General features: G+C 70.7%; 19 protein-coding genes. 5 read left to right on the top strand and 14 right to left on the bottom strand.

The window, feature by feature from the left end:
- Positions 1 to 1,794, top strand: a 1,794-nt coding sequence (locus QOL99_RS07395; protein WP_285522660.1) for a GMC family oxidoreductase, incomplete at its 5' end; no start/stop codon positions are given.
- A gap of 123 nt (positions 1,795 to 1,917) precedes the next feature.
- Positions 1,918 to 2,778, top strand: coding sequence for a tryptophan 2,3-dioxygenase (kynA, locus tag QOL99_RS07400; protein WP_285522662.1), 861 nt, complete (start codon positions 1,918 to 1,920; stop codon positions 2,776 to 2,778).
- Between the two features lie 54 nt (positions 2,779 to 2,832).
- Here the strand turns inward: kynA and glf are convergent, their stop codons facing one another.
- Positions 2,833 to 4,014 (bottom strand): UDP-galactopyranose mutase, encoded by a 1,182-nt coding sequence (glf, locus tag QOL99_RS07405; protein ID WP_285522665.1) that lies wholly within the window; start codon positions 4,012 to 4,014, stop codon positions 2,833 to 2,835.
- Positions 4,007 to 5,179 (bottom strand): glycosyltransferase family 1 protein, encoded by a 1,173-nt coding sequence (locus tag QOL99_RS07410; RefSeq protein ID WP_285522666.1) that lies wholly within the window; start codon positions 5,177 to 5,179, stop codon positions 4,007 to 4,009. The genes glf and QOL99_RS07410 overlap by 8 nt, the downstream gene beginning before the upstream one ends.
- A gap of 358 nt (positions 5,180 to 5,537) precedes the next feature.
- Between QOL99_RS07410 and QOL99_RS07415 the strand changes: the two genes are divergently transcribed.
- Positions 5,538 to 6,683 (top strand): GGDEF domain-containing protein, encoded by a 1,146-nt coding sequence (locus QOL99_RS07415; RefSeq protein ID WP_285522668.1) that lies wholly within the window; start codon positions 5,538 to 5,540, stop codon positions 6,681 to 6,683.
- On the opposite strand, the gene QOL99_RS07420 is transcribed toward QOL99_RS07415, so the two are convergent.
- The 12 genes from QOL99_RS07420 to QOL99_RS07475 all read right to left on the bottom strand — a co-directional run bounded on the left by QOL99_RS07420 (position 6,680) and on the right by QOL99_RS07475 (position 16,040).
- The gene (locus QOL99_RS07420) at positions 6,680 to 7,612 is read right to left on the bottom strand and encodes an alpha/beta hydrolase (protein WP_285522670.1); all 933 of its coding nucleotides are present in this window, start codon (positions 7,610 to 7,612) and stop codon (positions 6,680 to 6,682) included. The genes QOL99_RS07415 and QOL99_RS07420 overlap by 4 nt on opposite strands.
- Before the next feature lie 10 nt (positions 7,613 to 7,622).
- Positions 7,623 to 8,327: a histidine phosphatase family protein gene (locus QOL99_RS07425; protein ID WP_285522672.1), complete on the bottom strand. Its 705-nt coding sequence runs from the start codon at positions 8,325 to 8,327 to the stop codon at positions 7,623 to 7,625.
- Between the two features lie 235 nt (positions 8,328 to 8,562).
- Entirely contained in the window at positions 8,563 to 9,063 is a 501-nt protein-coding gene (locus QOL99_RS07430; RefSeq protein WP_285522674.1) for a DUF421 domain-containing protein, read from the bottom strand.
- 21 nt (positions 9,064 to 9,084) lie between these two features.
- A complete protein-coding gene (locus QOL99_RS07435; protein WP_285522676.1) occupies positions 9,085 to 10,167 on the bottom strand; it encodes a phosphotransferase family protein in 1,083 nt (360 codons plus the stop codon).
- Positions 10,164 to 10,982 carry an SDR family NAD(P)-dependent oxidoreductase gene (locus QOL99_RS07440; RefSeq protein WP_285522678.1) on the bottom strand — a complete coding sequence of 273 codons (819 nt, stop codon included), beginning with the start codon at positions 10,980 to 10,982 and terminating at the stop codon, positions 10,164 to 10,166. The genes QOL99_RS07435 and QOL99_RS07440 overlap by 4 nt, the downstream gene beginning before the upstream one ends.
- A 10-nt stretch (positions 10,983 to 10,992) precedes the next feature.
- The gene (locus tag QOL99_RS07445; protein WP_285522680.1) at positions 10,993 to 11,550 is read right to left on the bottom strand and encodes a CbrC family protein; all 558 of its coding nucleotides are present in this window, start codon (positions 11,548 to 11,550) and stop codon (positions 10,993 to 10,995) included.
- Between the two features lie 147 nt (positions 11,551 to 11,697).
- Positions 11,698 to 12,936, bottom strand: coding sequence for an acyl-CoA dehydrogenase family protein (locus QOL99_RS07450; RefSeq protein WP_285522681.1), 1,239 nt, complete (start codon positions 12,934 to 12,936; stop codon positions 11,698 to 11,700).
- The gene (locus QOL99_RS07455) at positions 12,933 to 13,268 is read right to left on the bottom strand and encodes a hypothetical protein (RefSeq protein WP_285522682.1); all 336 of its coding nucleotides are present in this window, start codon (positions 13,266 to 13,268) and stop codon (positions 12,933 to 12,935) included. The genes QOL99_RS07450 and QOL99_RS07455 overlap by 4 nt, the downstream gene beginning before the upstream one ends.
- On the bottom strand, positions 13,265 to 14,341 hold the full coding sequence (locus tag QOL99_RS07460) for an SMP-30/gluconolactonase/LRE family protein (protein WP_285522683.1): 1,077 nt from the start codon (positions 14,339 to 14,341) through the stop codon (positions 13,265 to 13,267). Before QOL99_RS07460 ends, QOL99_RS07455 begins: the two co-directional genes overlap by 4 nt.
- Before the next feature lie 11 nt (positions 14,342 to 14,352).
- Positions 14,353 to 14,799 (bottom strand): PaaI family thioesterase, encoded by a 447-nt coding sequence (locus tag QOL99_RS07465; RefSeq protein WP_285522684.1) that lies wholly within the window; start codon positions 14,797 to 14,799, stop codon positions 14,353 to 14,355.
- Positions 14,796 to 15,254, bottom strand: coding sequence for a MaoC family dehydratase (locus QOL99_RS07470; RefSeq protein WP_285522686.1), 459 nt, complete (start codon positions 15,252 to 15,254; stop codon positions 14,796 to 14,798). The genes QOL99_RS07465 and QOL99_RS07470 overlap by 4 nt, the downstream gene beginning before the upstream one ends.
- Positions 15,255 to 15,263: 9 nt before the next feature.
- A complete protein-coding gene (locus QOL99_RS07475; RefSeq protein ID WP_285522688.1) occupies positions 15,264 to 16,040 on the bottom strand; it encodes an SDR family oxidoreductase in 777 nt (258 codons plus the stop codon).
- A gap of 164 nt (positions 16,041 to 16,204) precedes the next feature.
- Between QOL99_RS07475 and QOL99_RS07480 the strand changes: the two genes are divergently transcribed.
- The gene (locus QOL99_RS07480) at positions 16,205 to 17,086 is read left to right on the top strand and encodes a C39 family peptidase (RefSeq protein ID WP_285522691.1); all 882 of its coding nucleotides are present in this window, start codon (positions 16,205 to 16,207) and stop codon (positions 17,084 to 17,086) included.
- A 38-nt stretch (positions 17,087 to 17,124) separates the two neighbouring features.
- Positions 17,125 to 17,581: hypothetical protein (locus tag QOL99_RS07485; RefSeq protein ID WP_285522692.1), on the top strand; the 457-nt coding region annotated here is incomplete at its 3' end.

Below are 17,581 nucleotides of genomic sequence, written 5' to 3' on the forward strand. Positions count from 1 at the left end.
GCCCGCGCGGGGCTGCGCCCGGAGACGCCGCCCGCGCTGCGCGAGGGCATGCTGCGCGGCCTGACCCGCCTCAACCCGCAGGCGGCGCAGGGCCTGGGCAACCTGCGGCGGCTGCTGCTGATGCTGACCTACGCGCACCCCGGCGAGGAGGGGCGCCCCAATCCCTTCTGGCCCCAGCTGGGCTACGCCGGGCCGACCTTCACGGGAGCCGCCACCGAACCCGACGTGCCCACCCTGACCCCGCAGGAAGGCGAGACGCTGGAGGCCGACGTGGTGGTCGTCGGCTCCGGGGCGGGCGGCGGGGTGATCGCGGGCGAACTCGCCGGAGCGGGCCTGCGGGTGATCGTGCTGGAGGCGGGGCGGCAACACGCCGACGCCGAACTGGGCCGCTCGGAGCTGTGGGCCTACCAGAACCTCTACTGGCGCGGGGGCTTCACGCCGACCGCCGACGGCCACGTCTCGCTGATCGCCGGGCGCACCCTGGGCGGCGGCACCACCGTCAACTGGATGAACTGCGTCCGCACGCCCCCCGAGGTCCGGCGCGAGTGGGCCCTCGCCGGGCTGGAGGGCGTGGACGGCCCCGGGTTCGACGCCGATACCGACGCCGTGATGGCACGCATCGGCGCGACCGATCAGGCCAGCGAGTACAACGGCACCCACCTGCGGATGCTGGAAGGAGCGCTGCGCCTGGGCTACCGCTGGCGCCGGGCCCACCGCAACGTGGACCTTGCCCGGCACGACCCCCGGCACGCCGGACACATCGGCTTCGGGGACGCGACGGGCGCCAAGCAGAGCACCCTCAAGACGTACCTCAGGGACGCGGCGGCCTGTGGTGCCCGCATCCTGGAGGGCGCGACCGCCGAGCGCATCCTCACCGGGGGCGGGCGGGCGACGGGGGTGGCCGTCACCGTGCAGGCAGAGGGCGGTCCCCGGCAGCTCACCGTGCGGGCGCCGCAGGTCGTCGTCGCGGGAGGAGCGCTGGAGACGCCCGCCCTGCTGCTGCGCTCGGGCCTGGGGGGGGCTGCGGCGGGGAAGCACCTGCACCTCCACCCCTGCGGCGCGTTGACGGCGGTGTTCGCGCAGGAGCAGGACACCTGGTGGGGCGCGACCCAGGCTGCCATCGTGGACGAGTTCGCGGGGCGGCAGGAGGGGTACGGCTACCTGATCGAGACGAGCCAGTACACCACTGGCCTGTTCGCCTCGGCCGCCGTGTGGCAGGGCGGCGCGGCCCACAAGACCCTGATGGCCGACCACGCCCGCAGCGTGACCCTGATTCACCTCACCCGCGACCGGGGCAGCGGCGAGGTCACCCTGGACGAACGCGGCCAGCCCCGCGTGACCTACGCGGTCACCGACCCCCTCGACGTGGAGAACTACTGGCACGGCCAGGGCACCGTCGCGCGGATCCTGGAGGCAGCCGGAGCGGAGCGCATCCAGCCGCTGGCCGAGGGGGTGCGGCCCTGGCAGCGGGGCGAGGACCTGGGAGCCTGGATCGCCGGGCTGCGCCGGTACCCCATCGGGCACGGCGGACACGCGGTCTTCAGCGCCCACCAGATGGGCAGCGCCCGCATGGGTCAGGACCCGCAGACCAGCGTGGCCGACCCGCGCGGCGAGTTGCACGGCACCCCCGGCGTCTGGATCGGGGACACCAGCGCCTTTCCGACCTCCTCGGGCGCCAACCCGATGGTCAGCGTGATGGCGCTGGCCCGCCGCACGGCCCGCTTCATCGCGCAGGCGGCGGGAGCGGCGGCCGAGCCGAAGTCGGAGGTGGTGACGGCGGGCAGGGGCGCGTAACGGGCCAAGCGCCGGACCCCTCGCTGGACCCCTCACCCACCGGGGGAGCAACCTCATAGAGCAAGGAGGTGAGGGGCCCCTCCAGGTCCTATTGCCCTAGACAACTTGCCCTAAGCTGCGGGTATGACCTCCTCCCCTCCCCCTGACCGGACTGGCCCCGACCGCGACTCGCCCGAACAGGCCCGGCTGGACTTCACCCGCCGCCTGAGCTACGGCGACTACCTGCACCTCGACACCCTGCTCTCGGCGCACCAGCCTGTCACGGAGGCGCACGACGAACACCTGTTCATCACCGTGCATCACGTCTCGGAGCTGTGGCTCTCGCTGGTGGTGCGTGAGTTGCGGGCGGCGATGGACCAGCTCGCCGGGGGCATCACCGACGCGCCCCTCAAGGGCCTCACGCGGGTGGTGCGGGCGCAGGAGCAGCTCACGGCGGCCTGGGAGGTGCTGAAAACGATGACCCCGGCGGACTACCTCCAGTTCCGGCACGCGTTCGGGGAGGCGTCGGGCTTTCAGTCGGCGGGCTACCGCATGGTGGAGGTGCTGCTGGGCAACCGCAACCCCACCCTCCTGAAGCCCCACGCCCACCGCCCCGACCTGCACGGCCCGCTGGAGGAGGCGCTGCACGCCCCCAGCGTGTACGACCTGACCCTGCGGCTCGTGGCCGCGCGGGGCCTGCCCCTCCCGCCCGAGGTGCTGGAGCGTGACCTCACCCGTTCGCACGAGGCGCACCCCGCCGTGCTGGAGGCGTGGCTGACCGTCTACCGCGACCCCGAGCGCTACTGGGACCTGTACGAGCTGGCCGAGAAGCTGCTGGACGTGGAGGACAACTTCCGCGCGTGGCGCTTCAACCACCTCACCACCGTCGAGCGGACCATCGGCTTCAAGCGCGGGAGCGGCGGCACCAGCGGGGCGGGGTACCTGCGCCGGGCGCTGGAGGTCGTGTTGTTTCCCGAGCTGTGGGACGTGCGGACGAATCTGTAGCGGCCAGCAAAAAGCCCCAGCGGGGAGGCTGGGGCAAGAGGGCAGCTGGGAGACTCAGCCGACCGTCGCGGGCTCGGGGGCCGTCTTCTGCCCGGTCAGCTTGCGGTGGGTGGCGAGGGCCTGGGCGACCACCTGGTCCATGTTGTAGTAGCGGTAGGTGGCGAGGCGGCCCACGAAAGTCACGTCGGTGCGGGCGTCGGCCAGGGCCGCGTACTTCCTGTACAGCTCCTGGTTCTCGGGGCGCGGCACCGGGTAATAGGGGTCGCCCTCGGCGCGGGGGTACTCGTACACGACCGACGTGTGCCGGTGCTCCTGCCCGGTGATGTACTTGAACTCGCTGATGCGGGTGTACCCGTAATCGTTGGGGTAATTGACCGTGCCGGTGGGCTGAAACACCTCGCGGGCGTGCGTCTCGTGGACGAACTCCAGGCTGCGGTAGGGCAGCTTGCCGTACTCGTAGTCGAAGAAGGCGTCCACCGGCCCGGTGTAGATCATGTGCCCGTACGGGATGAACTCCTGAATCTCCCGGTAGTCGGTGTTCAGCATCACCTTGATATTGGGGTGCGCGAGCATGGTCTCGAACATCCGGGTGTAGCCGTGCAGCGGCATCGCCTGATAGGTGTCCGCGAAATAGCGGTCGTCGCGGTTGGTGCGGGTGGGCACCCGGGCCGTGACGGACGCGTCGAGTTCGCTGGGGTCCAGCCCCCACTGCTTGCGGGTGTATCCCCGGAAAAACTTGTTGTAGAGGTCGCGCCCCACCTTGCCCACGACCACGTCCTCCGAGGTCCGCACCTGATCCACCTTCTCCGCGACCGACGCGAAGAACTCCTCGACCTGAAAGGAGGTCAGGTTCAGCCCGTACAGCCGGTTGACGGTGTCGAGGTTGATTGGGATGGGCAGCAGTTGCCCGTCCACGCTCGCCAGCACCCGGTGCTCGTAGGGCCGCCACGCGGTGAAGCGCGAGAGGTAGTCGAAGACTTCTCTGGAGTTGGTATGGAAGATGTGCGGGCCGTACGGGTGGATCAGCAGGCCCGCGTCGTCATAGCGGTCGTAGGCGTTGCCGCCGATGTGCGGGCGGCGGTCCACGATCAGGACGCGCTTGCCGTCATTCGCCAGCCGCTCCGCGAGCACGCTGCCCGCAAAGCCCGCGCCGACGATCAGGTAATCGAAGCCGTTGGAAGAACTGCCGGAGGTCACGGGGGCCCTGCCAGCGCTGCCGGACACCCCTTCAGTCATCGGCGACACCGGCCAGGGCACCCTCGGCCTGCTTGTCGGCGGCGGCCCGCTCGATCAGGGCGCTCATGTCGCGCCAGGTGCGGTCCCAGGACAGGGTCGAGAGGTGCGCGTCGGCACGGGCGCGGCGCTCCTCTCCGGCGGGCGTGGGGCGCTCGGCCAGGGCCTCGGCACAGGCGGCCTCGAAGGCGTCCACGCCCTCGGCAATGCGCACGAGGTCCTTTTCGCCGTAGGGCCGCACCACGTCACGGATGGGGGTGGACACCACCGGCACGGCCGCCGCGAGGTACTCGGGCGTCTTGGTGGGGCTGATGAACTCGGTCGCCTCGTTCAGCGCGAAGGGCAGCAGCGCCACGTCCCAGTGCGCGAGGTAGGTCGGGAGTTCCCCGTAGCCTTTCATGCCGAGGTAGTGCAGGTTCTCGCCCTGCGGCAACTCGGCGGGGTCGATCTTGACGACCGGCCCCAGCAGCACGAACTGCCACTCCGGGCGGCGGCGGGCCAGTTCCCCGATCAGTTCGATATCGAACCGCTCGTCGATCACGCCGTAAAAGCCCAGGCGGGGTCGGGGCAGATCGCGCTGGTCGGCGGCGTCTTCCGGGTGTTGCCGGGCGCGGGCGAAGTGCTCGACCTCCACGCTGGAGGGAAAGGGGTGCGCTCCGGTGTGCCGCTCGCGCTTGGCCTCGTACAGGCGGTGACCGCCGGTGAAGACGAGGTCGGCCAGCTCGAACAGCCTGTCCTCGCGCTCGCGCAGTTCGGGCGGGGCCCCCCTGAACTGCGCGAGTTCGTCCATGCAGTCGTAGACGGTGACGCGCGGGGTCAGCCCGGCGGTGATGGGCAGCTCATAGGGCGTGTAGACCCACAGGTCGTACTCGGCCAGCCCCTGCTCCCCCACCAGCCCGCACAGCAGCCGGGCGGTCCGGGCCTGCGACTCGGCGGGACTGTGGCCCTCCTCGACGTGGGGCTTGACCACCGTGACGCCGCACGGGTCCTCGCGCAGCTGGAGGTGGTCGGCGTGGGGGCCGAAGGTCGGCTCCTCGATGTAGTACACGCGCCGGGACCGGGCCGCCCGCGTCATCAGGTGCTGGGGCCGCTGGAACACGAAATCCCAGCGCAGGTGGGCCACGACCAGCAGGGCGGGCGCAGCCATACGGTTGGGCAGTAAGGTCATGGATAGATTCATGGTAGGGGCCCTCCGCAGGGTAAACACGAGAACAAGGCGGCTGTGCGCTGCTAAACCGAGCACAGCCCGCAGGAATCCAGGCAGCCAGGGCTGCCTCTGCCTGCGTATGTTGGCGGGGAGCTGTCCCGGGATTCCTGGGCGCTCTCGTCTCCGCCATTCGCCAGCACGCGGTCGCGTGTGGGGACAGGCCGCATTCTAGAGCGCCCCGCCGGGCCGGGACACGGACAACCCTGGAGCAAAACTTCATGCTGTCATGGAGAAAGCCGTAAGAAAATTTAAATATTCACAGCTTGCGGGGCTGCCCCAGGCTGGGGGGGCCCGGCCCGTGGGCTGTACGCTCAGGGGGATGCCCGCGCCAGACCGCCGCCGCTTCCTGCCTCTGGCCCTTTCCGGCGTCACGCGGGCGCCTGCGTCTGAGGAATTGCGCCGCCGCCTCTACCTCGCCGCGCTGGGCGTGGGGGCCACGGTGCTGGCGCTGGTGTGGCTGCTGACGTGGCAGCGCGGTCCCTACGATCCCTACGTCCTGTACGTCCATCCGCTGCTGCTGCTGATGTGCCTGTGGGTGGCCGCGTGGCTGCTGCGGCGCAGGCCGCTGGTGGTGGCCGAGCGGGTGGTGTTTGTCGGCAACGTGCTGGCGATCGCCGTGCAGATGGCCCTGGCCCTGATCGCGCCGGAGGACGCGGCCCTGGGGCTGGCAAGCGCCGCGTACTGGATGCTGGTCGCGCTCTCCATCCTGAGCTACCTGCTGCTGAGTGCGCGGGGCGCCCTGCTGGTCTCGGCCGGGATGTACGCGCTGGGGGTGGCCCTTCCCTGGACGGGGCTTGCCCTGCGCGGGCGCGGCCCCGGCGACCTGCCCGAACTCGTGCGGGTGCAACTGACCTGCGGGGCGATCCTGGTGCTGCTGTACGGGCTGGCATGGTACCGCGAGCACTTCTTGCTGGAGCGCGGGGAGCGCCTGACGCTGGAGGCGCTGGCCAACACCGACGTCCTGACCGGACTGCCCAACCGCCGCGCCCTGTACGCGGCGGTCGAGCGGGTGCTGGAAGTGTCCGGACTGCGGCCGGACCAGCCCGCGTCTCTGGTCCTGCTGGACCTCGACCATTTCAAGGGGATCAACGACCGCTACGGCCACAATGCCGGGGACGTGGTGCTGATGCAGGCGGCCACCCGGCTGCGCGTCGGCCTGCGCGGAAGCGACACCGTGGGGCGCTGGGGCGGGGAGGAGTTCCTGCTCGTGCTGCCGGGGGCGGACGCCCCGGGAGCGGAGCAGGTTGCCGAACGCCTGCGCCGGGCGATCAGCGCCCACCCGTTTCCCGAGGTCGGCCGCGTGACCGCGAGCCTGGGCGTGGCACAGGCCGAACCCGGCGACGACCTCGGGCGCTGGGTCGCCCGCGCCGACGTCGCCCTGTACCGGGCCAAGACCAGTGGCCGTGACCGCGTCTGCGTGGGAGGCCCGCCCCCCGAACCCGTGGCCAAGCCCGTGGAGGGTTAGGCTCCCGACAGCTGCTGCCCCAGCCACGCAGCGGCCCGGTCCAGCAGCCCGGCGGCGGCGGGCGAGAGGGCCGTCATGTTGACGAAGCCGTGGATCATGCCGGGGCCGGGCAGGTGCTCGGCGCGGACGCCCGCCCGGGTGAGCGCTTCCGCGTAGGCCACGCCCTCGTCGCGCAGGGGATCGAACTCGGCGGTCATCACCAGGGCGGGCGGCAGGCCGTGAAGCTCGGCCCCGTGCAGCGGGGAGACGTGGGGATGGGCCCCGTGCGCCGGGTCCGCGAGGTACATCTGCCCGAAAAAGCGCATGCGTTCGGCGGTCAGGAAATACCCCTCGGCGTTCTCGCGGCGACTGGGGTAGCGGTCGGTGTTCACGAAGTCGGCGGCCGGGTAGATCAGCAGCTGGGCGCGGATGGGCGGGCCGTGCTCGTCGCGGGCCCGCAAGGTGCAGGCGATGCACAGGCTCGCGCCCGCGCTGTCCCCGGCCAGGGCGAGGCGGGAAGGGTCGGCGCCCAGCTCCTCCGCGTGCGCGGCGGCCCACAGCAGCGCCGCGTAGGCGTCCTCCACCCCGGCGGGAAAGCGGTGCTCGGGGGCGAGGCGGTACTCCACGCTCAGGACCGCCGAGTTCGCCCCCGCGCACAGCTCGCGGCACACGCTGTCGTGCGTCTCGATGGAATAGGCGACGAAGCCGCCGCCGTGGAGGAACAGGATCAGCGGATGCGGCCCCTCGCCTTCCGGGGTGTACAGCCGGGCAGGCAGGTCGGAGGCCGGGCCGGGAACGGTCAGGTCGCGCGTGCCGCCGATGGTCACCGGGCGCCTGGGCATCCGCGCGGCGTTGGCGGCCACGGCGGCCCGCAGCTCCTCCAGGTCCGTGGGCTGCGGCGCGGCGGCTATCTGAAGCAGGACTTCCTTGAGGTGGGGATCGAGGGACATGGGGGCTCCTTTAGCGCCAGGACGAGAGTTCGCCCGGCAGGTGAGCGGTCTCGTTGAAGCTGTCGAGGCTGGCCCGCCCACCGCCGTAGGTCAGCCGGGTCAGGCTGCCGTTGCGGACGCGCCAGTTCAGGGTGAGGGCCGATTCGTCGGGAGCGCGCAGGACGGCGGCCACCGTCACGCCGATCACCCCGCCGGAGGTGAAGGCCAGCACGGTGCGCCCGGACGGCCCCGCCAGCAACTCGCGCAAGAAGGCGTGGACACGGGCGCGGAAGTCCTGCCACGGTTCCACGTCCGCGTGCGCGACCTCGCCGCGCAGATAGGCGGCGGCCAGGGGTTCAAGCATCCGCTGGAGGTGGCGGTTGCGGTCGGGGCCGCGCTGCCCCTTCTCCCAGGCCCGCAGCCGGGCGTCAAACCCTGCGTCGCGGGCGGCCAGCAGCGGCGCGAGCGTGCGGATCAACCCGTCGCCGTCGTACTCGGCCAGCCGGGGGTCGGTGGTGGGATCGGGCCAGCCGCCGCCCGCCGCTTCCGAGGCGAGGCGGGCGCTCTCGCGCTGGCGGACCAGGGAACCGGAGATCACGTCGGTCGGCTCCAGCCCGGCTTCCAGCAGATACTCGCCCACCGCGCGGGCCTGCACCTCGCCCAGCGGGGAAAGGCGGTCGGTATCGGCCTCGAAGGGGGTGGCCTGGCCGTGGCGCACCAGGATGAGCGTGCTCACGCGTCCTCCCGGCGAAGGCTCATACGGACTCCGATGGAATCGCCCACGAAGTGAGTCCATCCGAGCGGAGGCGAGCAGGAGAAAGGGCGGGTTCCGGGAGATGGATGGACTGCCGGTGGTGTCCCGGAAGGAAAGGAATTGGACGGAATCCGTCTCAGGCTTTCACGATGCTGATGGTCCCGCCCNTGGACTGCCGGTGGTGTCCCGGAAGGAAAGGAATTGGACGGAATCCGTCTCAGGCTTTCACGATGCTGATGGTCCCGCCCGACTCCAGGACGGCGAACTTCACGTCCGGCAGCTCGGTCACGCCCGCGTCGCGCATCGTCTGGTGCAGCGTGGCGCGGGCCACCCGCGAGCGGCGCAGGGCACCCTCCCGCACCTGTCCGTTCTCGACGAGCACGACCGGGGAATTGTCGAAGGTCTCCTGCACCGCCTCCGACCGCGCCCCCCACGCCGAGATGCCCCACTGCGCGAGCACCAGCACCAGCAGACTCAGGGCCGACTCGACGATGGAATTGCCCAGGATGGCGCTGGCGACCAGCGACCCCGCCGCGACGTTGACCAGAAAGTCGAAGGAGGTAAAGCTGGCGAAGGTCCGCGAGCCGAAGGTCCGCGCCAGCACAATCACGTAGCCCAGCAGCAGCAGCGAACTCAGGACGATCCGCAAGACCAGCCGCACAGACCAGCCGCCCTGGGGCGTGAGGAGGTCCGTCAGCACCGACCACAGGAGTTCCATGCCAGGAGCCTATCCCGGCGCTCATCCCGCCGACCCACCGCTGTTTTCCCCGATGCGCCGCCACGCCTCCCCGATCAGCCACGCGGCCTGCTGGCCCAGCGGCGCGAAGCGGGGGTCCCTGGTCTGCCCGGCGCGGTAGCGGGCGTAGATCTGCCCCACGATCACCGCGAGCTTGAAATGTCCCAGCACCTCGTACCACGCCACGTTCGACACGTCGCGCCCGCTGCGGGCGGCGTAGCGGGCCAGGAACTCCCCCCGGCTCAGGAAGCCCGGCGCGTTCGCCCCGATGCGGTTCTCGGCCCCGCCCGGCTGCTGGGGCATCGTCCAGTAGGTCAGGGTGAGGCCCAGGTCGGCGAGGGGATCGCCCACGGTGGTCATCTCCCAGTCCAGCAGCGCGACCACCCGCGCGGGGTCTCCGGGGTCCAGCATCAGGTTGTCGAGCTTGAAGTCGTTGTGGACGAGGGTGTGGGCCGACTCGGTGGGTGTGTTCGCGGTCAGCCAGGCGATCACGTCCTCGTCGTGCAGGTCGTCCACGGGCGGGAGGTCGTCGGTGCGGGCGCGGCGCCAGCGTCCGGCCCAGCCTTCCACCTGCCGGGCATTGAAGCCCTCCGGCTTGCCCAGGTCGCGCAGGCCCGCCGCGTCGATATCGACCGCGTGCAGGTCGGCCAGCGTGTCCACCAGCGCCTCCGAGAGCTGCCGGGGGGCGTCGGGCAGCTCGGCGTATTCCGGCGGCAACCCCGTCCGCACGACCACCCCGCGCCGCCGCTCCATCAGGTAGAAGGGAGCACCGATCACGGCGGCGTCCTCGACCAGCAGCACGGGTTCGGGGGCGACGGGCAGCACCGGATGGACCCGCTCCAGCAATCGGTACTCGCGCGGCATGTCGTGGGCCTTGGCCGCCACCGGGCCGAGGGGAGCGCGGCGCAGCACGTATTCCTGATCTCCGACGCGCAGGAGGTAGGTCAGGTTGGAAAAGCCGCCGGGGAACTGCTCGACCTCCAGCGTGTCCACATCGCCTCCCACCTTCCCGCGCAGCGCCTCCTTCAGCGCCTCCAGCGGCAACTCCTCGCCGGGGCGCACGGGCGCGGTGTCGGGACGGGTCACGCGTGGCCCTCGGTACGGGGGGCGTCTCCCTCCCCGGCCTGCCGCGCCTGATGCCCGGCCAGCAGCGCCATCGCCTTCTCGCGCAGGCGCCTCATCCCGCCGATCCAGCCGTCGTAGTCGGCGGCCTTTTTCTGGAACGACCCCAGGGTGGTCGGGTGCGTGGTGATGAGGAAGCCGTCCCGGCGCAGCACTTCCAACGTTTTCTCGACGAGTTCATCGGTCGTGATCGCCGTCTGCTGGAGGATGGGCGCGTTCTGAATCATCGGGGTCCAGACGCCTTCGGGGCAGAGGGCCGACACCCGGACGCCCCGGTCGCCGTAGGTGATCGCCAGCCACTCGGCGAAGGCGAGCGCGGCGTGCTTGGTGACCGCGTAGGGGGCGGAGTGCAGTTCGGTGAGCAGGCCCGCCGCCGACGCCGTGTTCAGGAAGTAGCCCTCGCCGCGCTCCAGGTAGTGCGGAAGCAGGTGCCGGGCGGCCCAGACGTGGCTCATCACATTGACCCGGTGGATCAGGTCCCACTGCCTGTCCGGCGTCTCCGGGCCCTCCCCGATGGCGATGCCCGCGTTGGAGCAGAAGAGGTCGATGCGGCCCTCCTGCGCGAGCACGCCTTCGATCAGGGCCTGAATCTCCTCTTCCCTCGCCACATTGGCAGGCACGAAGCGGGCCCCGATCTCGGCAGCCTTCTGCGCCCCGGCTTCTGCATTGAGGTCGGAGGCGATGACGGTCGCGCCCTCCTGCACGAAGCGCGTGGCGAGCGCGAGGCCGATGCCGGAGGCAGAGCCGGTGACGACGATGATTTTGTTTTGAAAGTCCATGGGGTCTCCTTCAAGTTCCGTCTGGGGACAGACGGTAGGTTTGACAGGTGCGGCACTGGAAGAGGTGGAGCGTCAGGGTGCCCTGCTCGGCGCAGTCCAGCGCGTCCTTATTGGTCCAAGTGCGGGACATGGTGGACCGCGCGATTTCAGCGGCTTCTTGCTGAACGCTTTCGTGAGACGTGATCTCCGGCTGCTCCGAGGGCGTGAGGGTTCCCAGGTAGGTACAGCACTCGCCGCAGTGGTCCGGCCAGCGAATGGGATTCCATAGAATCACGCTTGGAGTGCGGTTTAGAACAGCCGTCACGCTTTCCGGGCTGGCTGTCTCCGAGAAGTCCACATCCTGAAAAGTGCCTTCAAACTTAGCAGCCGCGCGACCATCGGCTACGCACCACGGGCAGATAGTTTCGGGGTCGTCCTCTACATACATCCCGCCGACATACTCCCACTCGCGCTCCTGACCACAAACCTCGCAGGCGATAGGTCGCTGCTCGAAACAGCCATCAGCCAGGGGGTCAGCGTAATAAGGGAAAGCGGGAAGGGCTGAAGCGGACTCGTCTTGAAGCGGCATGGTTACACGTTACTCAGGCGGCGCAGAAGCTCGCCCTTCTCCCGGAACAGCCGATCTGCCGCCCTGGCAAAATTTGTACGGAAATAGCGGGGAGGGATCAGAGGGGAAGCGCACCGCCCCAGCACGGTCAAGTGTGGCCTCTTCACCCTACCGCCCCCGCAGGTCCACTCCCCGCCGCCGCAATTCCTCCTTCGCCACCGTCTCGGTGTGCACGATGTCGGGGCCGTCCGCGAGGCGCAGGGTGCGGGCCTGGGCATACATCATGGCGAGGGGGGTGTCCTGGCTGACCCCGGCGCCGCCGAAGACCTGGATGGCGCGGTCGATCACCCGCAGGGCGACGTTGGGCGCGACCACCTTGATCGCGGCGATCTGGCCCCGCGCGGCCTTGTTGCCCACGGTGTCCATCATGTGCGCGGCTTGCAGGGTCAGCAGCCGGGCCTGGTCGATCTCCATGCGGCTGTGCGCGATGGCTTCCCGCACGTGCTGGTGCCCGGCGAGCGGCTTGCCGAAGGCGACCCGCTGGCTGCTGCGTTCCACCATCAGCTCCAGCGCCCGCTCGGCCTGCCCGATCAGCCGCATGCAGTGGTGGATGCGGCCCGGCCCCAGCCGCCCCTGCGCGATCTCGAAGCCCCGGCCCTCGCCCAGCAGGATGCTGGAGGCGGGCACGCGCACGTTCTCGAAGGTCATCTCGGCGTGCCCGTGCGGCGCGTCGTCGTAGCCGAAGACGGTGAGCATCCGCTCGGTCGTCACGCCCGGCGCGTCCATCGGGACCAGGATCATGGACTGCTGGAGGTGCCGCTCGGCGTTGGGATCGGTCTTGCCCATGAAGATGCTGACCCGGCAGCGGGGATCGCCCGCGCCGCTCGTCCACCATTTGCGGGCGTTGATGACGTACTCCTCGCCGTCGCGTTGAATGCTGGCCTGGATGTTGGTCGCGTCGCTCGACGCCACCTCCGGCTCGGTCATGGAGAAGGCGGAGCGAATCTCGCCGTTCAGCAGCGGCACCAGCCACTGCTCCTGCTGCTCGGGGGTGCCGTAGCGGGCCAGGACCTCCATGTTGCCGGTGTCGGGTGCGTTGCAGTTGAAGATCTCGGGCGCCCACCAGACCCGGCCCATCACCTCGCACAGCCGGGCGTATTCGAGGTTGGTCAGGCCGGGGCCGAACTTGCCGTCGGGGTCGCTGGCGGGCGGCAGAAAGAGGTTCCAGAGGCCCTGCGCCCGCGCCTTCGGTTTGAGGTCCTCGATCAGCCCCACATGCTCCCAGCGGTTGCCCTCGTTCACCTGGCGGTGAAATTCGGCCTCGTTGGGGTAGATGTGCTCGTCCATGAAGGTGCTGAGGCGGGTGTACAGGTCGGCGGTGCGGGGGGACACGTCGAAGATGGTCATAAGAGTTCCTCCTCGGGATGCAGGGGGCGGAAGGTGGCCGCGCTGCCCTCGATGCCCAGCAGCACCGCCTGGGCCGGGCCGCCGTCCTCGCGCCGGACGGTGAAGCCCAGGGCGAGAATCTCGCCCAGCAGCGCCTCCGCGCGGGTCATCAGGGCGGGGTCGGGGTCGTGGGCGAGCTGGTCGGTCAGGGCGGCTTCCTCGTCGAAGAGGGCGCGGTAGGGGGCAAAGGCCTCGGCGGGCTGGAAGTCGCAGTGGACGGCAAAGGAGTCCGCGTGGAGCAGCGGCATCCTCGCCAGGAGCACGCCGTCCCGTTCCAGCAGGTGGGTGGTCATCCCGGCCTGACCTGCGAGATCGGCACGCGGGCGAGCGTCTCGCCGTGTAGCGAACTCAGGATCAAGTGCTCGCCGTGCGGCAGGACCTGCGTGATGTACCCGTAACTCCCCGGGCCGCTCCCCTGCGCGAAGGCGACCGGGCGGCCCTCCAGATTCAGCGCGACGAGCATGGATTCCTCGGGGAGAGGGAGCTTGGCGCGTTCGGCAATCCGGGCGACTACCCGCCGCAGCCAGGGCTGCCGGGCGGTGGCGTCCAGCAGCGGCGAGCGGCGGCTGGGCAAGGCGACCCAGAAGGTGCCCGCGCCGTCCCAGCGCACGTTGTCGGGGTAGCCGGGCAGGTTGTCGGCGAAAGCCTCCAGCGTTCCGGCCCGCTCTCCGGCCAGCCACAAGCGGTGAACCCGCGCCGCGCCCGTCTCGGTGACGAGCAGGTACGCCCCGTCGGGCCCCAGCGTGACCCCGTTGGGAAAGTTCAGGCCGCGCGCCAGCACGGTCGTCTCGCCGCTGTCCAGATCGTGCCGCAGCACCCGCCCGTGCCCGCCGTGTTCCAGCAGGTCGAGGAGTTCATGCGGCCAGCCATATTTGCTCGACGCGTCGGTGAAGTAGACGAAACGCCCGGCCCGGTCCACGTCGAGATCGTCGGTGAAGCGGAAGGGGACGCCCTCCGCTCCGGTCGCCAGCACCTCCACCTCTCCCCCATCCAGCGAAACCCGCAGCAGGCCGCGCCGCGCGTCCGCGACGAGCAGCGAGCCGCCCGGGTGAAAGCGCAGGCCCAGGGGCCGCCCGCCGGTATCGGCCACCACTTCCGGCGCGGTGCCGTCCGCCTGAAAGCGCACGATGGCGCCGCTGCCGAAGCCGGAGTAGAGGCGGCCCTGCCCGTCCACGGCGACCGACTCGGGCGAGGTGTGGCCGGGGACGGGGGCGAACAACTCGGCGGTATTCAGTCGCCCATTGTCGGCATACGGCCCGCCCGTGCGCGAGGGGGTCAGGCCCGGCCCCTCCCACGCGACCGGGCGCACCCGCGTGGGCGCGAGGAGCAGCCAGCCCAGGCCCGCGCCGAGGGTCAGGCCGATCATGCGCCCCAGCCTCACGCCCCACCCCCCGCCGGGGCCACGTCCGCCACGACGATGGTGCCGAGCGCGGTGGCGACCAGCTTTTCCTCGCCCCCCCGCTCGGCGTAGATATCGCAGCGGGTCACGGCCTGCCGCCGGGTGGCGCTCACCACGCTGCCCCGCGCGACCAGGGCCTCGCCCACGCCGGGCCGCAGAAAGTTGATCTTGAACTCGGAGGTCAGCACGCTGGGGCCGAGCGCCGCCGCCCCCATGAAGGTGAGAGCGATATCGGCCAGCGCCGCCTGCACGCCCCCGTGCGCGAAGCCGTGGTGCTGGGTGAGGTCGGTGCGGAAGGGGACGCGGACGACCACCCCGTCGGGGGCCATCTGCTCCACCCGCGCCCCCACCAGCACGCTGAAGGGCTGGGCGTCGAGCACGCTCTGAGCGAAGGCCACCGCCTGCGGGCCTTCCAGGGTCGTCACAGGTACACCCGCATCACGGTCTCGGCGGTGGCGGCGGGCTTGCCGCTCCCCTCCAGTTCGATGGTGTTGGCGACCGTGAGCTGGGCGTAGCCGGGACCGTCCTCCACGCCGACGAGGACCGCGCGGTTGCGCAGGCGGCCCCCGACGGGCACCGGCGCGATGAAGCGCACGCGGTTCAGGCCGTAGTTCACCACCATGCGGGTGCCCTCCAGACGGGGAAAGCCGCCTCCCGTTAGAAAGTGCCCCGCGAGCAGCGAGAGGGTCAGGAAGCCGTGCGCGACCGGCCCGCCGAAGGGCGTCTGCGCGGCCCGCACGGGGTCCACGTGGATGAACTGGTGGTCGCCGGTCGCGTCGGCGAACTGGTTCACCATCTCCTGGGAGACGGGCACCCACGCCGAGAGGGCGATCTCCCCGCCGAGGCGGGAGCGGAGGTCGTCGAGGGTCACCTGGGTCATCGCCTCACCTCAGATCGCCGTGATTCCGCCGTCCACCGCGATGTTCTGCCCGGTCATGTAGGCCGAGGCGTCGGAGGCGAGCAGCAGGGACAGGCCTTTGAGGTCCTCGTCGCCGCCCAGACGGCCCAGCGGCGTGTAGCCCAGGATGGTGTCGCCGCCGTATTCCAGGGTGCCCTTGGTCATCTTGGTGGGGAAGTAGCCGGGGCAGATGGAGTTCACGGTGATGCCGTACTTCGCCCACTCGGCGGCGAGCGCCCGGGTGAAGTTCACGACCGCCCCCTTGGACGTGTTGTAGGCCAGCGTGCCCGCCATGCGGGGACTGTTGCCGCGCAGCCCGGCGACGGAAGCGACGTTGATGATGCGCCCCGCCTTCGCGGGAATCATGCAGCGCTTTCCGACCGCCTGCGTCAGCAGAAAGAGGCCGTTCACATTGAGGTTCATGACCTTCTGCCACGCCTCGAAGGGGTGCTCCTCGGCGGGAGCGCCCCAGGTGGCCCCCGCGTTGTTCACCAGGATGTGAATGGGGCCGACTTCCGTGTGGATGCGCTCCACGAGGGGTTCGATGGTCTCCAGCTGCGAGAGGTCGTGGGCGTAGACGTGCGCGGTGATGCCCAGACCGGTGAGGTGAGCTTTGGCCTCGTCCAGCTCGTTCCCCTTGCGGGCGGTGAGCACGACGGTCGCGCCGTACTCGCCCAGCGCCTCCGCGATTTGCAGGCCGAGGCCGCGCGAGCCTCCGGTGATGAGGGCGACTTTGCCGGTCAGGTCGAACAGGTCTTTCAGTGCCATCGGGGGCCTCCGGTTGTGAAGTTGCTTCCACGATAGGCAAAGTGTACGTGTACGTCAATTCTGAACGCGGGGGGACATTCGTGGGCGGGCCCGGGGAGAGGTCCCGCAAGCTGCCTTCATGGAAGTGAAAGCCTCCGGGGGCAGGCACACCCCCAAGCTGGAGTATGTCCAGGCGCCTCTTTCTTTCCGTCTTCACCGCCCTGACCCTGGGAGGCGTGGCCTGTGCGCAGGTCACGCTCCCCGGCATCCGCCACGAGCCGCAGGGCCGGGACAACTGCGGCCCGGTCACGGCCATGACGGTCGCGGGCTACTACGGCACCCGCCTCACGCAGGCGCAGGCGGCGAACGCCCTCAAGGACTCGCCGGGCGATCCGCAGGTCACCAGCGTGGAGCTGGCGAACTACCTGGGACGCTTCGGGCTGCGCAGCGTGATCCGGTACGCGGGCACGCCCGCCCTGCTGCGCGACCTGCTGGACAGGGGCTTCCCGGTCGTCGTGCAGCAGCGGCTGCGGCCCGGCAGCGCGGTGGCACACTTCCGCACGGTGTACGGGTACGCGGGGGGCCGCTTCCTGACCTCAGACCCCCTGCGCGGCGCCCGGCTGTGGCTGAGCGAGGCCGAGCTGAGCGAGTTGTGGCACTACTACAACGGCGAATACATGGTGACCTACCCGCCCGCCAGGGAAGGTCAGGTTCGCGCCGCCCTGGGCGAGAGCTTCAGCGCTGCCGGGAACTGGAACCTGCTGCGGCGCATCGGGGAGAGCAATGTCAGGGCCCGCCCGGGCGACCCCTACCACTGGTGGGGACTGGGCAAGGCAAACCTGCGGCTGGGCAACGTGAAGGCCGCCGCCGACAACTTCGCGCGGGCGGCGGCGCTGGGCGTGCCCAACCTCTACTACCTCTACCGCCAGGAGGCGTTCGAGGCGTGGAGCCAGTCGGGCGACCACGACAAGACGCTCAAGTATGCCCAGCAGGCGCTGAAGATCGACCCGCGCAGCAAGGAGCTGCTGCGGTTTCGCAATCAGGCGCGGGCGGCGCTGGGAGGCTAAAGAGCCGCGCCCGCTCAGGCTCCGCAGTACCCTGAGCCATGTTCCCCCACACTCCCGCCCGGCTGCGTCCCGGCCTGCTGACCCTCGCGCTGCTGCTGGGGGGGGCGGGGGCCGAGCGCACCGTCGCGCCCACCCCTCTCTACACCAGCCCGGACCTGCGGGGCAGCCCGGTCGAGACCCTGCCCTCCGGCACGCCGCTGACCGCCCCCCTGGGGTGGCAGCCCGGCGAGGCGGGCCAGAAGCCGGTGCTCACCGTGCTGTGGGAGGACCGGGTGCTGTACGCCCGCTCCGGGACAGTGGCCTCCACGGGCACGGGAGTCAACCTCAGCGGGCGGGTGCCGTACTCCGGGTACGTCGAGCCGCAGCCTGCGGGCGGGCCGGTGTCCGTGTTCCTGTCGCGCGACCCCCGGACGGCGGCGGGCCGGGTCGGCGCGTGGCAGGTGCGGGTGCTGCCGCTGGACGCCGCGCGGCTGGATGGGGCGGGGCTGAACGCGG

Source organism: Deinococcus rhizophilus (genome assembly GCF_030271215.1).
Classification (GTDB): domain Bacteria; phylum Deinococcota; class Deinococci; order Deinococcales; family Deinococcaceae; genus Deinococcus; species Deinococcus rhizophilus.

Excerpts from the sequence above, each read along its gene's own strand:
- kynA (WP_285522662.1), top strand. The coding sequence starts at position 1,918 with ATGACCTCCTCCCCTCCCCCTGACCGGACTGGCCCCGACCGCGACTCG.
- glf (WP_285522665.1), bottom strand. The coding sequence starts at position 4,014 with ATGACTGAAGGGGTGTCCGGCAGCGCTGGCAGGGCCCCCGTGACCTCC.
- QOL99_RS07410 (WP_285522666.1), bottom strand. The coding sequence starts at position 5,179 with ATGACCTTACTGCCCAACCGTATGGCTGCGCCCGCCCTGCTGGTCGTG.
- QOL99_RS07415 (WP_285522668.1), top strand. The coding sequence starts at position 5,538 with ATGCCCGCGCCAGACCGCCGCCGCTTCCTGCCTCTGGCCCTTTCCGGC.
- QOL99_RS07420 (WP_285522670.1), bottom strand. The coding sequence starts at position 7,612 with ATGTCCCTCGATCCCCACCTCAAGGAAGTCCTGCTTCAGATAGCCGCC.
- QOL99_RS07430 (WP_285522674.1), bottom strand. The coding sequence starts at position 9,063 with ATGGAACTCCTGTGGTCGGTGCTGACGGACCTCCTCACGCCCCAGGGC.
- QOL99_RS07440 (WP_285522678.1), bottom strand. The coding sequence starts at position 10,982 with ATGGACTTTCAAAACAAAATCATCGTCGTCACCGGCTCTGCCTCCGGC.
- QOL99_RS07445 (WP_285522680.1), bottom strand. The coding sequence starts at position 11,550 with ATGCCGCTTCAAGACGAGTCCGCTTCAGCCCTTCCCGCTTTCCCTTAT.
- QOL99_RS07450 (WP_285522681.1), bottom strand. The coding sequence starts at position 12,936 with ATGACCATCTTCGACGTGTCCCCCCGCACCGCCGACCTGTACACCCGC.
- QOL99_RS07455 (WP_285522682.1), bottom strand. The coding sequence starts at position 13,268 with ATGACCACCCACCTGCTGGAACGGGACGGCGTGCTCCTGGCGAGGATG.
- QOL99_RS07460 (WP_285522683.1), bottom strand. The coding sequence starts at position 14,341 with ATGATCGGCCTGACCCTCGGCGCGGGCCTGGGCTGGCTGCTCCTCGCG.
- QOL99_RS07470 (WP_285522686.1), bottom strand. The coding sequence starts at position 15,254 with ATGACCCAGGTGACCCTCGACGACCTCCGCTCCCGCCTCGGCGGGGAG.
- QOL99_RS07475 (WP_285522688.1), bottom strand. The coding sequence starts at position 16,040 with ATGGCACTGAAAGACCTGTTCGACCTGACCGGCAAAGTCGCCCTCATC.
- QOL99_RS07480 (WP_285522691.1), top strand. The coding sequence starts at position 16,205 with ATGTCCAGGCGCCTCTTTCTTTCCGTCTTCACCGCCCTGACCCTGGGA.